General features: G+C 67.7%; 15 protein-coding genes. 6 read left to right on the top strand and 9 right to left on the bottom strand.

What is annotated here, in order from left to right; all coding sequences use genetic code 11:
- Window positions 1-46 precede the first annotated feature (46 nt).
- Window positions 47-814, bottom strand: coding sequence for an SDR family NAD(P)-dependent oxidoreductase (locus ACFPPA_RS11965; RefSeq protein ID WP_377320128.1), 768 nt, complete (start codon window positions 812-814; stop codon window positions 47-49).
- 238 nt (window positions 815-1,052) lie between these two features.
- Here ACFPPA_RS11965 and ACFPPA_RS11960 point away from each other — a divergent pair, with 238 nt between their 5' ends.
- Window positions 1,053-1,613 carry an RcnB family protein gene (locus ACFPPA_RS11960; protein WP_377320126.1) on the top strand — a complete coding sequence of 187 codons (561 nt, stop codon included), beginning with the start codon at window positions 1,053-1,055 and terminating at the stop codon, window positions 1,611-1,613.
- Between the two features lie 60 nt (window positions 1,614-1,673).
- Here the strand turns inward: ACFPPA_RS11960 and ACFPPA_RS11955 are convergent, their stop codons facing one another.
- The 7 genes from ACFPPA_RS11955 to ACFPPA_RS11925 form a co-directional block, all read right to left on the bottom strand.
- Window positions 1,674-2,276, bottom strand: a complete 603-nt coding sequence (locus ACFPPA_RS11955; protein WP_377320124.1) for a GNAT family N-acetyltransferase — start codon at window positions 2,274-2,276, stop codon at window positions 1,674-1,676.
- A 13-nt stretch (window positions 2,277-2,289) separates the two neighbouring features.
- A complete protein-coding gene (locus ACFPPA_RS11950; protein WP_377320122.1) occupies window positions 2,290-2,889 on the bottom strand; it encodes a YdeI/OmpD-associated family protein in 600 nt (199 codons plus the stop codon).
- Window positions 2,890-2,897: 8 nt separating this feature from the next.
- A complete protein-coding gene (locus ACFPPA_RS11945; RefSeq protein ID WP_377320120.1) occupies window positions 2,898-3,386 on the bottom strand; it encodes a GNAT family N-acetyltransferase in 489 nt (162 codons plus the stop codon).
- Window positions 3,383-4,702, bottom strand: a complete 1,320-nt coding sequence (locus ACFPPA_RS11940; RefSeq protein WP_377320118.1) for a metal-dependent hydrolase family protein — start codon at window positions 4,700-4,702, stop codon at window positions 3,383-3,385. The genes ACFPPA_RS11945 and ACFPPA_RS11940 overlap by 4 nt, the downstream gene beginning before the upstream one ends.
- Window positions 4,703-4,762: 60 nt before the next feature.
- Window positions 4,763-5,680: a hydroxymethylglutaryl-CoA lyase gene (locus ACFPPA_RS11935; RefSeq protein ID WP_377320116.1), complete on the bottom strand. Its 918-nt coding sequence runs from the start codon at window positions 5,678-5,680 to the stop codon at window positions 4,763-4,765.
- A 24-nt stretch (window positions 5,681-5,704) separates the two neighbouring features.
- Complete coding sequence (locus tag ACFPPA_RS11930) at window positions 5,705-7,714, bottom strand: acetyl/propionyl/methylcrotonyl-CoA carboxylase subunit alpha (protein WP_377320114.1); 2,010 nt, start codon at window positions 7,712-7,714, stop codon at window positions 5,705-5,707.
- A 136-nt stretch (window positions 7,715-7,850) separates the two neighbouring features.
- Window positions 7,851-8,645: an enoyl-CoA hydratase/isomerase family protein gene (locus tag ACFPPA_RS11925; RefSeq protein ID WP_377320112.1), complete on the bottom strand. Its 795-nt coding sequence runs from the start codon at window positions 8,643-8,645 to the stop codon at window positions 7,851-7,853.
- A gap of 117 nt (window positions 8,646-8,762) precedes the next feature.
- Here ACFPPA_RS11925 and ACFPPA_RS11920 point away from each other — a divergent pair, with 117 nt between their 5' ends.
- From ACFPPA_RS11920 to ACFPPA_RS11910, 3 genes are all read left to right on the top strand, one after another.
- A complete protein-coding gene (locus ACFPPA_RS11920; RefSeq protein WP_377320110.1) occupies window positions 8,763-9,005 on the top strand; it encodes a FeoA family protein in 243 nt (80 codons plus the stop codon).
- A 276-nt stretch (window positions 9,006-9,281) separates the two neighbouring features.
- Window positions 9,282-11,129 carry a ferrous iron transporter B gene (feoB, locus tag ACFPPA_RS11915; protein ID WP_377320108.1) on the top strand — a complete coding sequence of 616 codons (1,848 nt, stop codon included), beginning with the start codon at window positions 9,282-9,284 and terminating at the stop codon, window positions 11,127-11,129.
- A complete protein-coding gene (locus ACFPPA_RS11910) occupies window positions 11,126-11,425 on the top strand; it encodes a DUF6587 family protein (protein ID WP_377320106.1) in 300 nt (99 codons plus the stop codon). The genes feoB and ACFPPA_RS11910 overlap by 4 nt, the downstream gene beginning before the upstream one ends.
- 98 nt (window positions 11,426-11,523) lie before the next feature.
- On the opposite strand, the gene rpsT is transcribed toward ACFPPA_RS11910, so the two are convergent.
- On the bottom strand, window positions 11,524-11,787 hold the full coding sequence (gene rpsT / locus ACFPPA_RS11905; protein ID WP_140650179.1) for a 30S ribosomal protein S20: 264 nt from the start codon (window positions 11,785-11,787) through the stop codon (window positions 11,524-11,526).
- Window positions 11,788-12,018: 231 nt separating this feature from the next.
- Here rpsT and murJ point away from each other — a divergent pair, with 231 nt between their 5' ends.
- Window positions 12,019-13,626, top strand: coding sequence for a murein biosynthesis integral membrane protein MurJ (gene murJ, locus ACFPPA_RS11900; protein ID WP_377320104.1), 1,608 nt, complete (start codon window positions 12,019-12,021; stop codon window positions 13,624-13,626).
- A 62-nt stretch (window positions 13,627-13,688) separates the two neighbouring features.
- Entirely contained in the window at window positions 13,689-14,642 is a 954-nt protein-coding gene (locus ACFPPA_RS11895) for a bifunctional riboflavin kinase/FAD synthetase (protein WP_377320102.1), read from the top strand.
- Window positions 14,643-14,723: the final 81 nt, after the last annotated feature.

Raw genomic sequence — 14,723 nt, 5'->3', positions numbered from 1 at the left:
GAGGCGAGCCTTGACTCGTTTCTCACTCCTGCCCGCTCACTCCTCGTTACCTGGGCTGCAAGCGTACCGCGCCGTCCAGGCGGATGGTCTCGCCGTTGATGTAGCGGTTGCCGAGGATGAACGCGACGGTGTCGGCGTATTCGCTCGGCTGCCCCAGCCGCGACGGAAACGGGATCGAGGCAGACAGCGACTGCTGCACGGCTTCGGGCATGCCGTCGACCATCGGGGTCCAGAAGATGCCCGGCGCGATGGTCGCCACGCGAATGCCGAAACGGGCCAGCTCGCGCGCCATCGGCAGGGTCATGCCGACCACGCCGCCCTTGGAGGCGGAGTACGCGGCCTGACCGATCTGGCCCTCGTAGGCGGCGATGCTGGCGGTGTTGATGATCACGCCGCGCTCGCCGTCTTCGCCCGCTTCGTTGGCCTGCATCAGCGCCGCCGCCGCCTTGGCCACGTTGAAGCTGCCGACCAGATTCACCATCACGGTGCCGGAGAATGTGGCCAGCGGCATCGGCCCCTCCTTGCCCAGCACGCGGCCGGCGCCGAGGATGCCGGCGCAGTTGATCAGCACATTGAGCCCGCCCATCGCGTGGTGCGCGGCAGCCGCGTTGGTGGCCACGCCATCCTCGGAAGTGACGTCGGTACGGAAAAAGCGCGCGGTGTCGCCCAGTGCCTTCGCGGCGGCGTGACCCTTTTCCTCGTTGACGTCGAACAGCGCCACCTGGCCGCCATGGGCGACGAAGTGCTGCGCCACCGCATGGCCGAGACCGGAGGCGCCGCCGGTGATGATCGCCTTGACCTGATTGAGCTGCATGAGGGGTTTCCTGCCAAAAACCTGAATGGTAGCCCAGTGGCACGGCGACGGCGAAGCTGCCGGGAGTTAAACGTGAAACCCGCGGCACTGGAACGTTCACATGGCGTTCCATGTGGAATGGTGATGGTGCACACAGGGCATCAATGCCGCGATCGTCGCGGCTGTCCTGACAATCCGGAAGTCTCAAGCAACGGGATGCCGGCACTTGTCTTGCCATCGAAGCAGGAGTGGACAGCTTGTGAAAAAGCAAATGAAGGTATGGATGGTCTGCGGAGCGATGCTGTTGACCGCCAGCGTCGCGGCAAGCGCCCAGCCCATGGGGCAGGACCATCACGGGCAGGATCAGGGCGACCACGGCAAGCATGGCGACAAGCACAGCGACAGGCGTGGCCATGATGGCGGCGGCGATCATTCCAGCCGGGATCGGGGCGACCACGATCGTGGCTACAGCGAGCGGGATAATCGCCATCACGGAGATCGCGATCATGGCTATGGCTATCGCGATCGCGGCTACCGCGATCATGACCGTCGCTACTATGGCCACGGTCATGCGTATGCCTATGGTCATGACCGCGGTCATCGCGGCATGTACGACCGGGGTCGCGAGGAAGGCTGGTACCGCCGCGGTGGCTATGTGCCGGTCGAATACCGGCGTGGTTCCTACGTCGTGAACGACTGGCGTGACGAGCATTTGCGCCGGCCGCGTCGCGGCTACCACTGGGTGCGCAGCGACAACGGCGATTTCCTGCTGGTCGCGATCACCACCGGCGTCATCGTGGACCTGCTGCTGCATCATTGAGCGACGGTTCGTCTGCTCTGCAAACAGAAAGCCCCGCCCTCACCGGCGGGGCTTTCTTTTTCACGTTCCGTCCTTGTGCTCAGCGGGTCCCCGATCTGGAGTGCCGAGCAGATCCTGCAGGCTGCGGGAGTCCAGCAACTGCGGAAACGGGATGAACGGCGGCGGTGGCGTGGCGGCGGGTTGCAGCTGCATCTGCCAGACGCCCACATCCCACCATCGCCCCAGCTTGTAGCCGGATTGGCGCCACACGCCGGCGGGGCGGAAACCGATGCGCTCATGCAGTGCCACGCTGGCCTCACCGGGCAGGGTGATCACGCCGACGGCCTGGTTGATCCCTTGCAGGCGCATGACATCCAGCAAGCAGCCGTAGAGCTGGCGGGCGATGCCCCGGCGCTGCGCATCGGCCCGCACGTAGATCGAGGTTTCGGCGATCCAGTCGTAGGCGGCACGCTCGCGGAAGCGACCGGCATAGGCATAGGCCAGGATCTCGCCGGCGTCTTCCCATACCAGCCAGGGGTAGTGCAACAGACGCGTACGCAGGCGTTCCTGCATCGTGTCGATGGCCGGCACGGCGGTTTCGAAGGTGGCGACGCCATCGGTGACCGACGGCGCATAGATGTCCCGCATGGCTGCGGCATCTGATGCCTGGGCAATACGGATCATCGAGGGGGTGCCTTCAACATTTCTGGTACTTCCAGTGGCGTGACTTGCCCTCGGCCAGCCATTCCAGCGCCGTGGCGATACGCTTCCGGCGGGTGGCGTCGGTTTTCGCCTCGACGATCCAGTCGACGTATTCGCGCTGCGCACCGGGGCCGAAGTCCTGGTAGGTCTTGCGGGCTGCCGCATGCTGCTTCTGCGCGAGCAGCGCGGCGAAATCGTCGGGCAGGACCGGGGCCGGCTTTTCGACCCTGGCGCGTGCCGGCTTCACGCCCGTCTCGTTCAGCACCATCGCCTTCTTCACGTAGGCGACGAGTTCCTTCTTCGGCGGCAAATCCTTCAGCGAGGCAAGCTTGCCGAACTGGCCCATGCCGTCTTCCGCCGTGTCGCCGACGACTTGCCCGGACAGCCAGAAGCCAAAGCCACAGTGCTGCTTGAACGCGGCCATCATGCACATCGGTGCGCCCTTGTAGCTGAAGAACGGCATGCTCCATTTCAGGCCCTCCTCCACCTCGGGGCAGGCCATGTGGATCACGCTGCGCAGGTGTTCGAGGATGGGTTGCGCGAAGGCGGCGGACTTCGCGATATAGGCATCGATGCGTGGGTCGCGGGTCGCCATGGCCTGCCTCACAGGTTGCGGATGAAGTAACGGTCGCAGCCATGGTGGCCGGTGCCGCCCATCGGTGCGCACAGCGGCGTGAAGCCGCTGCGCCGGTACAGCGTCTGTGCCGCATCCATGCCGGTCAGTGTCTCCAGGTAGCAGCGCCGGAAACCGTGTGCACGCGCCGCGTCGAGGCAGTGCTGCATCATCGCGGCGCCGGCGCCGATACCGCGTGCCCCGGGCAGGAAGTACATCTTGCGCAGTTCGCAGACATCGTCGTCACCACCTTCGAGCGGTGCGACGCCGCCACCACCGATCACCACGCCGTCGCGCTCGACCACGAAGTAACTGCAGCGCGGTTGCGCATACGCCTGGTACATCGAGTCCACTTCGCTGTCGTGGATCGCGAAGCCGGGGCCATCGGCGCCGAATTCGGGCATCACGCTGCGGATGATCGCGGCCATCGTGGCGTCGTCGCCGGGGGAGATCGGGCGGATCAGGAACGTGTCGGTCATGGGGTGGTTTCGGGCGTGAGGTAAGGGAGGCCATTCTTCATCACGAAGACCGGATGCCGCAGGGCGTCGATCTGCCGGGCCGGGTCGCCGGTGAACGCGGCGAGGTCGGCATCCATGCCAGCAGCGATGCGACCCAGATGCCGCGACTGGCGCAGGATCTTCGCCGCCACATCGGTGGCCGCGTGCAGCGCCTGTGCCGGCGTCATGCCGTAAGCCACCATCGCGGCCGGCTCACGCCAGTTGTCGCCGTGGCGGAACACGCCGACGTCGCTGCCGTTGCCGATCGTCACGCCGAGCTTCAGCGCGGTGCGGAACGCGCGCTCCGCTTCGCGCATGCGTTCGGTCGGTGCGCTCTTGCCCGGCACGTAGTGCTCGAAGTACCCGGCGGTGGATTCGACCGCGGTCAGCGTGGGCTCGTAGGCGATGCCGTGCTGCTTGAGTAGCCTGAACGTCGCCGCGCTGGCGCCGTAGCCGTGTTCGACGCTGTCCACGCCGGCCTCCACCGCCATGCGCACCCCGGCGTCGCTGGCGGCATGGGCGGCGACCGGGCGGCCGATCTGATGGGCGGTATCGACGATCGCTTGCAGCTCGCTCGCATTGAGAGTCGGCTCGGTGTCGCCGTCAGGGCCGACGCGGTAGTCCGCATAGAGCTTGATCCAGTCGGCCCCGCGCGCGGCCTGCTCGCGCACGGCCGCGATCGCGGCGTCGACGCCACTGACCTGCTGCGCACCGCTGGGCAGGTCCAGGTCCGGACGAAAGCCCCGTGGGCCGGGGCCGTAGCTGGCGGTGGCGACGATCGCGCGGGTGGCCACGAACAGCCGCGGGCCGGGAATCAGGCCCTGCTCGATCGCACGCTTCACCGACACGTCGGCGTAGCCGGCGCCTTCGGTGCCCAGGTCGCGCAGGGTGGTGAAGCCGGCCAGCAGGGTGGCTTTCGCGTGCGCGGCGGCTTCCAGCGTGCGGTAGTCCTGCGGCTCGGTCAGCACCTGGTCGTTCCACGATGTCTCGTTGTACGGGTGCAGGAACAGGTGCGAGTGCAGATCGATCAGGCCGGGCGTGAGCGTGGCGCCGGGCAGGGCCACGCGCTGCGTGCCAGCCGGTGCGTCCAGCGACGTGGCGGGCCCCACGGCCGCGATCAGGCCGTCGTGCACCAGCACGGCCCAGCCGCGGTGGGCGACATCGCCGTCGCCGGTCCATACCCGGTCGGGCAGCAGCAGCCAGTCGCCCTTCGGCGTGGCCGCGATCGCGGGCAGGCTGCACAACAGGATCAGCAGGACGGCCGCCGGGGACCACCAAGTCATCAGGTTCTTGCGCATCGCTTCACCCCTCAGCCGAAAGCCGATGATAGCGAGCGGGCAGGGGGTTCCGCGAGACGCTCAGGCCGTGGCGGTACGGGCGCGGGTGACCCGACTGGCGGTCTCCTTGTGCAACTGCCCCGAGAGCCACGCGCCGGTGGCGATCAGCAGGTCGAGATTCACGCCGGTGCTCATGCCCATGCCGTGCAGCATGTACACCACATCCTCGCTGGCCACGTTGCCGGTGGCGCCTTTGGCGTAGGGGCAGCCGCCTGTGCCGGAGACCGCGCTGTCGACCACGCGCACGCCTTCCTCCAGGCACGCCAGGATGTTCGCCAGCGCCTGGCCGTAAGTGTCATGGAAGTGCACGGCCAGCGCCGCCATCGGCACCTCCTGCGCCACCGCGCGCAGCATCGCGCGGGCTTTCGCCGGCGTGCCGACACCGATGGTGTCGCCCAGCGAGACCTCGTGGCAGCCCAGTTCGTACATGCGGCGCGCCACGCGCACCACGTCGCTCACCGGCACCTCGCCCTGGTACGGGCAGCCCAGCACGGTGGAGACGTAACCGCGCACCTGCACGCCATCGGCCCGGGCCTGTTCGATCACCGGGATGAAGCGCTCGATCGATTCGTCGATCGAGGCGTTGATGTTCTTGCGGTTGAACGCCTCCGAGGCAGCGGAGAACACCGCGATCTCGCGGGCGTCCACTTCGCGGGCACGCTGATAGCCCTGCAGGTTCGGCACCAGCACCGGATAGCTCACTCCCGGCAGCTTGCGGATGCCGCGGAACACCTCGGCGGCATCCGCAAGCTGCGGCACCCATTTCGGGCTGACGAAACTGGTCGCCTCGATCGTCTGCAGCCCGGTCGAGGAGAGGCGATCGATCAGCGCGATCTTCACCTCGGCCGGCAGCAGCGTCTTCTCGTTCTGCAGGCCGTCGCGGGCGCCGACCTCGACGATGCGGACGTGATCAGTTCCGGCGGACAAGGGGGTGTTCATGGTGTGCTTCCGTGATGTTCGCGATCAGGAGTGATCGCCGGTAACGAAGGTAACCAGCACGGCGTCGGCCTCGACGAACTCGCCCTGCACGGCGCTCACGCTTTCGATGGTGCCGGCGCGCGGCGCCTTCAAGGCCAGCTCCATCTTCATCGCCTCCATCACCAGCAGATCCTGGCCTTGCTCGACCGTGTCGCCGGGGCTGGCCTTGACCAGCACGATGCGGCCGGGCATCGGCGCGATGAGCTGGTGGCCGCCGGCGGCATCGGTCGATTCCCACGCGAACGCGGCGGCGCGGGTGAAGCTGTAGCGCTGGCCGTTGACGTCGTGCAGCAGGACCCTTCGCGCATCGCTGCGCAGCGGCAGCCGCCACGACTCGCCGTCGAAGCGGGCGCTCAGCGTGGCGCCGTCGTGGCGGGCGCCGCGCACGTCGCAGTCGGTGCTTCCATGGCGCAACTGGTAGTCGCCATCGTGGCCGCGCGCCTCGACTTCGAAGCGCTGCTCACGCCACGACAAGGCCACGATGCGCTTGCCGGCGTGGCCGATGCGCCAGGCGTCGCCCAGCGCCCACGGCGAATGCGGGTCGCTGCTGGCGGCGACCTCCTCGCGTGCCGCGTGCTCGTCCTGCAGCAGGGCTGCCACGGTGGCGGCGAACAGCACGCGGTCGGTCGGCGCGGCGTCGCCGGTGAGGAATTCCTCGAGATGGCGATCGAGGTAACCGGTGTCGATGCGGCCCTCGACCACGGCCGGGTGCCGCGCCAGCCGTTCGAGAAAACCGATGTTCGATTTCGGGCCGACGATCTCGCATTCGGCCAGCGCCCCGCGCAGGCGTTGCAGTGCCAGGTCGCGATCGGCATCGAACACGATCAGCTTGGCGATCATCGGGTCGTAGAAGATCGTCACCGTGTCGCCTTCGATCACGCCGCCGTCGATCCGCACGTGGGCCGAAGGCGCGGGCAGGCGCAGCATCTGCAGCTTGCCGGAGCCGGGCAGGAAGTTCTGGTCCGGGTCCTCCGCGTACAGGCGCACCTCGATCGCATGGCCACGGGCCTGCACCTGCTCCTGGCGCAGCGGCAACGGCTGGCCGGCCGCCACGCGCAGTTGCCATTCGACCAGATCCAGCCCCAGGGTCAGTTCGGTGACCGGGTGCTCGACCTGCAGGCGCGTGTTCATTTCCATGAAGAAGAATTCGCCGCTCTGCGCCACGATGAATTCCACCGTGCCCGCACCGACGTAGTCGACGGCCCTGGCGGCGGCGACCGCGGCCGCCCCCATGCTGGCGCGCCGTGCTTCGTCGAGGAACGGCGAGGGGGTTTCCTCGAGGACTTTCTGATAGCGGCGCTGGGCCGAGCATTCGCGCTCGTTCAGATGGATCACGTGGCCCAGGGTGTCGCCGAACACCTGGAACTCGATGTGCCGGGGATGTTCGACGTAGCGCTCCAGGATCACCCGGGTGTCGCCGAACGCGCTGGCCGCCTCGCGCTGGGCCGAGGCCAGCGCATCGGCGAATTCGTCGGCGTTGCGCACGATCCGCATGCCCTTGCCGCCGCCGCCGGCGGTCGCCTTGATCATCAGCGGGAAGCCGGTGAGGCGGGCTTGTTCGGCCAGGTGCGCGGGCTCCTGGTTTTCGCCGTGATAGCCGGGTACCAGCGGCACCTGGTGGTTCTCCATCAGTGCCTTGGCGGCGGCCTTGGAGCCCATCGCGTCGATGCTCTCCGGCTTAGGCCCGACGAAGGCGATGCCGGCCTCGCTGCAGGCACGGGCAAAGCCGGTGTTTTCGGAGAGGAAGCCGTAACCCGGATGGATCGCCTGGGCGCCGGAACGTTTCGCCACGTCCAGGATCACCTCGCCGCGCAGATACGAGTCCGCCGGCCGCGGACCGCCGATCGGCCACGCCTCGTCCGCCAGCCGCACATGCTGCGCATCGCGATCGGCTTCGGAGTACACCGCAATGGTGTGGATGCCGAGCCGTCGACAAGTGCGGATGACGCGGCAGGCGATCTCGCCACGGTTGGCGATCAGTACGCGTTCGAACATGCAGGATCCTTGAGGCATTCGTTGCGATGCAGGCCGATCAAACTAACAGATCAGCCGATGGCGCCGAAGCGCGGGGGCGGGGCATCGGCGCGTCGAATCGCCCGGCCTCGGGTGGGGCCGATGAACTCCGGCCGGGTCACCGGGCGCCGACCCATGCCGGCGCGCGCTTGTCGAGGAAGGCGGTCAGGCCGTGCTGGCCTTCCGCCGAAACGCGCAGCCGGGCGATCAGCTCGGCATTTGCGGCATCGATGCGTGCGGCCTGGGCCGGATCCGCCCCGCCGATGCGCAGCGCCAGCTGTTTCGCCTCGCGCTGGGCCTGCGGGCCGGCCTTGGCCAGCAGGTACAGCTGGCGCTCGATCGCCTCGTCCAGCTCGGTGGCCGGCAGGCATGCATGCAGCAGGCCGATGCGTGCCGCCGTGGCGGCCTCGAAGACCTCGCCCGTGATGAACAGGCGGCGCGCCTCGCGCAGGCCGATCGCGGCGATCACGTAGGGCGAGATCACGGCGGGCACCAGGCCCAGCTTCACTTCCGACAGCGCGAACTTGGCCGTATCGACGCCGATGGCGATGTCGCAGCAGGCCACCAGGCCGACGCCGCCACCATAGGCGGCGCCGTTGACCCTGGCGATGGTCGGCTTGGACAGGAATTGCAGGGTGCGCATCAGTTGCGCCAGCCGCAGCGAATCGTCGCGGTTCTCCTGCTCGCTGGCGCCGGCCATGCCGCGCATCCAGTTGAGGTCGGCGCCGGCGGAGAAGCAACTGCCGTTGCCGGTCAGGACCACGCTGCGTACCGCGGGATCGGCGTCGGCCTGTTCGAGCGCGCTGGTGAGCGCGGCGATCAGGGTGTCGTCGAACGCGTTGTGGATCTGCGGGCGATTGAGGCTGAGCCACAGGACCTGCCCGCGGCGCTCGCTGAGAATGGAATCGGTCATCGATCGTCCCTGCAAATAGCCCCATCATAAACGCAGCCTGTGTCGGGAGTTCCTGCGTGGTGCAGGGCGGCGGGCAAAGCATTACAATGCGAACAATTCTTATTTGAGAAACCGCCCGTGCGTCTGTCCGATTTACCCAGAGGAGCACCTGCCGTGGTCGTCCGCGTGGACGATGCGCATGCGGCGGATCCGATCGCCCAGCGGCTGCGCGACCTGGGTTTCGTCGACGGCGAGCCGGTGCGCGTGGTGGCGGTAGGGCCGATGGGTGGCGATCCGGTGCTGATCCAGATCGGCTTCACCCGGTTTGCCCTGCGTCGGGCCGAGGCGGCGCGGGTCAGTGTGCGGGAGGAGGCTGCATGAGCGCCTCAACCAAGGGATGGCCTGATCTACTCAGCGCAGGCGGCATGATATCCAGAAGGTTCGCAGGTGGGAGTGCGCGGCGCAGGCAAGGCTGGCCGCCTTGGCAAGCCGCGCGCTGCCGCCTGCGGGACTTCTGGATATCACCCCATCATTTTCTTATGGTCGTTGCGGCCGGCTCTGTCTGTCCGCATCTTCGCGGCGCGCCTCCTCGTCAGGCGGACGCCTGCCTTCGTCCACGCACCACGAATCTGCGAACAGACAGAACCGGTGACGCCTGTGCTGAGTAGGTCAGGACACCCCTTGCGTATCGCCCTGGTGGGCAATCCGAACTGCGGCAAGACCGCGCTGTTCAACCAGCTCACCGGCGGTCGGCAGAAAGTGGCGAACTACGCCGGCGTCACGGTGGAACGCAAGGAAGGCCGGTTCACCGCGCCGTCGGGCCGGGTGCTGCAGATCCTCGATTTGCCGGGTACCTACAGCCTCGAGGCGAACAGCCCGGACGAGCAGATCACCCGCGACGTCTGTGCCGGCAATTTCCCCGGCGAGGCGGTGCCGGATCTGATCGTCTGCGTGGCCGACGCCACCAACCTGCGCCTGCACCTGCGTTTCGTGCTCGAGGTGAAGCGCCTCGGCCGGCCGGTGGTGCTGGCACTGAACATGATGGATACCGCCCGTCACCGCGGCATCGTCATCGACGTGCCCGAGTTGCAGCGCCGGCTGGGACTGCCGGTGGTGGAGACGGTGGCGGTGAAGCGTGGCGGTGCGCGCGCGCTGATCGAGCGCGTGGACGGCGAGGTTCCGGTGGCGGCCCCGGCGCAGGCGGACGACGCGGCCAGCCGTGCCGACCTGCACGGGCAGGTGCGCGCATTGCTGGCGGCCACGGTGACCATGCCGCGCACCACGGCGGCACTGGACGATGCGCTGGATCGCTGGGCGCTGCATCCGGTGTTCGGCCTGGCGATCCTGGCGGTGGTGATGTTCCTGGTGTTCCAGGCGGTGTATGCGGCCGGCAAGCCGATGAGCGACCTGATCGGCGGCGCGTTCGGCTGGATGGGCGAGCACGTGGCCGTGCTGATGCCGGCCGGCCCGCTGCAGAGCCTGGTCGTCAATGGCCTGTTCGGCGGCCTGGGCACGGTGATCGGCTTCCTGCCGGTGATCCTGGTGCTGTTCCTGTTCATCCTCACGCTGGAGGAATCGGGTTACCTGCCGCGCGCGGCGTTCCTGCTGGACCGGCTGATGCTGTCGGTGGGCCTGACCGGGCGCTCGTTCATTCCGCTGCTGTCGAGTTTTGCCTGTGCCATCCCCGGCATCATGGGAACGCGCAGCATCCAGGACCCGCGCGATCGCCTGGCGACCATCCTGATCGCGCCGTTGATGACCTGTTCGGCCCGGCTGCCGGTGTACGCGCTGCTGATCGGCGCGTTCATCCCGATGCACAAGGTGTTCGGCATCTTCAACCTGCAGGGCATCGTGCTGTTCGCGCTGTATTTGGCCGGCATCCTGGGCGCGATGGCGGTGGGCTGGGTGATGAAGCACATCCGCCGCGACAAGAGCGAGCATGCGCTGCTGATGGAGTTGCCGTCGTACCGGTTGCCCAGGATCCGCGACGTGGCGATCGGCCTGTACGAGCGCGGCGCGATTTTCATGAAGCGGCTGACCGGCGTGATTCTCGGCCTGACCGTGCTGATGTGGTTCCTCTCGACCTTCCCGGGGCCGCCGGAGGGCGCCACCGGCCCGGCCATCAACTACAGCTTCGCCGGCTATCTGGGGCGCGGCCTGCAGTACATCTTTGCGCCGATCGGTTTCAACTGGCAGGTCAGCCTGGCGCTGATCCCGGCGTTTGCCGCGCGCGAAACCGCGGTGGCCGCGCTGGCCACGGTCTATCTGGTCGGCGGCGATGCCGCGGGCGGGCTGGGGCACGCGCTGGCCGGTCAGCTGTCGCTGGCCAGCGCGCTGTCGCTGCTGGTGTGGTTCGCCTATGCGCCGCAGTGCATGTCCACCCTGGCGATCATCCGCCGCGAGACCAACTCGTGGCGCAACGTGGCGATCTCGTTCGGCTACATGTTCGCGCTGGCTTACACGGCGTCGTTCATCGTCTATCAGGTCACCAGGATGCTGACATGAGCACGGGTCTGCTGGCGCAATATCTGCTGATCGGCCTGGCCGTGCTGGGCAGCGTGCTGATCGTGCTGCGCAAGCTGGCACCGCAACTCACCAGCCGCTGGCTGGCCGCCGCATCGATCCGCTGCAACCAGCCCGGACGCGCGGCGTGGCTGCGCGCCGTCGGTCGGCGGCTGCAGCCGAAGCAGGCCACCGGCGACTGCAGCGACGGCTGCAGTACCTGCGGTGCCTGCGGAACGAAGCCGCCGGCAGGGGCGAAGGTCGAGGCGACACCGCTGGAGTTTCGTCCGCGGAAGTAAGGCGCTCCGGTGCCCACGGGAAAAAGACACTTCCGCAGGAAACACAAAAAAAGCCGGCTTGCGCCGGCTTTCCAGTCAACCCGAATCGCGCCGCCGGCTTACGCCAGCTCGCGGATCTTCGCGTTGAGGCGGCTCTTGTGGCGAGCGGCCTTGTTCTTGTGGATCAGGCCGCGGGCGGCGTAACGATCCATCACCGGCTGGGCGATGGTGAACGCGGCGATCGCACCGGCCTTGTCCTTGGCCTCGATGGCCTTGACGACCTTCTTCAGGGCGGTGCGGACCATGGAACGTGCGCTGATGTTGCGCAGGCGGCGCTGTTCGGACTGGCGCGCGCGCTTCTTCGCGGACTTGATGTTGGCCAAGGTAGAACTCCGGAATGCAGTGTTAAGGGTGGAAAAAGACGCCAATTATGCGGTCGATTCGCCGTTGCGTCAATCATTTAGCCGGCGACGGATGACCGGGGGATGGGCTTCACTCCATCCGGGCGGCGGCGGTGTCCCCATTCTGCCACATCGCGGGCTGTCATCTTGCCGCTGGCGACTGTCAAACTACGCGCCCCGCGCCCGATCGCCACAGAAGGTATCGACAGTCACATGAAGTCCCCCAGCATGTTCCGCGGGCTGCTCTCATTCAGCGGCATGACGATGATCTCGCGGGTGCTGGGGCTGGTGCGCGATATCTCGATGAGCCATGTGTTCGGCGCCAGCGCCGCCACCGATGCGTTCGTGATCGCGTTCCGCATCCCCAACTTCATGCGCCGGCTGTTTGCCGAAGGCTCGTTTTCCACCGCCTTCGTCCCGGTCTTCACCGAAGTGAAGGAAACCGGCACGCATGAGGATCTGAAGCAGCTGATGGCGCGGGTATCCGGCACGCTGGGCGGGGTGGTGCTGCTGATCACCGCGCTGGGGCTGATCTTCGCGCCGCAGGTGGCCGGAACGTTCGCGCCGGGCGCGCTCGACCAGCCGCACAAGTTCGATCTCACCACCGACCTGGTTCGCCTGACGTTCCCGTTCATCCTGTTTGTCTCGCTCACCGCGCTGGCCGGTGGCGCCCTGAACAGCTTCCACCGCTTCGCCCTGCCGGCGCTGGCGCCGGTGATCCTCAATGTCTGCATGATTGTCGGGGCGTTGTGGGTGGCGCCGCGGCTGGGCACGCCGATCATGGCGATGGGCTGGGCGGTGCTGCTGGCGGGCATCCTGCAGTTGCTGTTCCTGCTGCCGGCGCTGCGGCGCATCGACCTGCTCAGCATGCCGCGCTGGGGCTGGAACCATCCGGCGGTGCGCCGGATCATGCGGCTGATGGTGCCGACCCTGTTCGGTTCGTCGGTGGCGCAGCTCAACCTGTTGCTGGACACGGCGGTGATCTCGCTGCTGATCACCGGCTCGCAGACCTGGCTGTGGCAGTCGACCCGCTTTCTCGAGTTGCCGCTGGGGGTGTTCGGGGTCGCGCTGGGTACGGTCATCCTGCCGGCACTGTCGCGCCACCACGTGGGCACGGACCGGCCCGGATTCTCCAGGGCGCTGGACTGGGGGCTGCGGCTGACCCTGCTGATCTCGTTGCCGGCGATGCTTGCGCTGCTGCTGCTGGCGGGGCCGCTGGTGACGACGCTGTTCCAGAATGGTCACTACACGGCGTTCGACGCGCACATGACGACGCTGTCGACCGTTGCACTGAGCTTCGGCTTGCCGGCATATGCCATGGTCAAGGTGTTGTTGCCGGCGTTCTACGCGCGGCAGGACACCCGCACGCCGGTGAAGGCGGGCGTGGCGGCCTTGATCGCGAACATGCTGTTCAACGGCCTGTTCATCGTGCTGCTGTTCGAGCTGTGGGCACCGCCGGCTGCGAAGCAGGCCGGCTGGCTGGACGGCATTGCCCAGGTGCCGGGACTGCACGTGGCGCTGGCGGTGGCCAGCAGCCTGTCCAGCTATCTCAATTTCCTGCTGCTGTGGCGCTGGCTGAAGCGGGCGGGGGTCTATCAGCGCGAGCCGGGCTGGGCCCGGCACTGGTCGCGGCTGGCGCTGGCCTGCGCCGCAATGGTAGCGGTCCTGCTGCTGGGACGCTGGCTGTGGTCGGACTGGGCCACTGTGCGGGTGCTCACCCGGGTCTGGCATCTGGCCGTGCTGGTGCTGGCCGGGGGGCTGAGCTATGTCGGGATGCTGTTTGCCAGCGGCTTCCGCTTGCGCGATCTGCGCAGCGCGTGACGAGGCCGGTCGGCGGGTGCGGCGGTCCTGACCGGCACCGCGCGCCCGTTATACTCGGCGCCATGATGAAACTTTCCAGGGATGTCGGCGGCCCCTGCCTGGCGCCGCGCGGCAGCGTGATGGCGGTCGGCGCGTTCGATGGCCTGCACCGCGGGCACCAGGCGTTGCTGACCCAGGTGCGCGAACGGGCGCAACTGCTCGGTTGCAGCCCGGTCGTGGTGAGCTTCGAGCCGTTGCCGCGCGCATTTTTCTCCGCCGAGCCGGTGCCGCGGTTGTCCGGCATACGCGAAAAGCTGCTCGGTTTCGCGGCGGCCGGGATGGAGCACACCCTGCTGTTGCGCTTCAACAAGGCGTTGACGTCGATGCCCGCCGAAGACTTCGTGCGGCGCGTGCTGGTCGATCGGCTGGCCGCGCGCGAGGTATGGGTCGGCGGTGATTTCCGCTTCGGCCACAAGCGCGGCGGCGACATGGCCCTGCTGGAGCGGATGGGCGCGGAACTCGGTTTTGCCGCCTGCGCCATGCCGCCGGTGCAGCTCGATGGTGCCCGCGTCTCGGCCAGCCGGGTGCGTGCCTTGCTGGCGGCCGGCGAGTTTGCCGGCGCCGAGCCCCTGCTGGGCCGGCCCTTCGTGATCGAGGGCAAGGTGGAATACGGCAACCAGCTCGGTCGCACGCTGGGCTATCCCACCGCGAATATCCACCTGCGCCAGCGGGTCACTCCGATCCACGGCATCTTCGCGGTGCGCGTGGGGCTGGGCGATGGCGAGTGCAGCTGGCCCGGCGTGGCCAGCCTCGGCGTGCGTCCGACCGTGAATCAGGTCAGCGAGCCGCTGCTGGAAGTGCACCTGTTCGATTTCGACGGCGACCTGTATGGCCAGCGCATGGCGGTGGAGTTCGTGGCCAAGTTGCGCGACGAGCAGAAATTCGACGGACTGGAACCGCTCAAGGCGCAGATGGCGCTGGATTCCCGCCTGGCGCGCGAGCTGCTGGGCATGAATCCGCGGCTGGTCGGCGCGTGAGCCATTCCTGTGCGCGCGCGTATCGTTTAACGTTGCATCCTTTGTCCGCCAGCTGGCGGACCGCAATACTCCAGTGATGGC

The sequence above is a fragment of the Rhodanobacter ginsengisoli genome, assembly GCF_042657065.1.
Taxonomy (GTDB): domain Bacteria; phylum Pseudomonadota; class Gammaproteobacteria; order Xanthomonadales; family Rhodanobacteraceae; genus Rhodanobacter; species Rhodanobacter ginsengisoli.
Note: the sequence above shows the minus strand (reverse complement) of the source record. Positions and strands in the feature narration are given on the sequence as shown.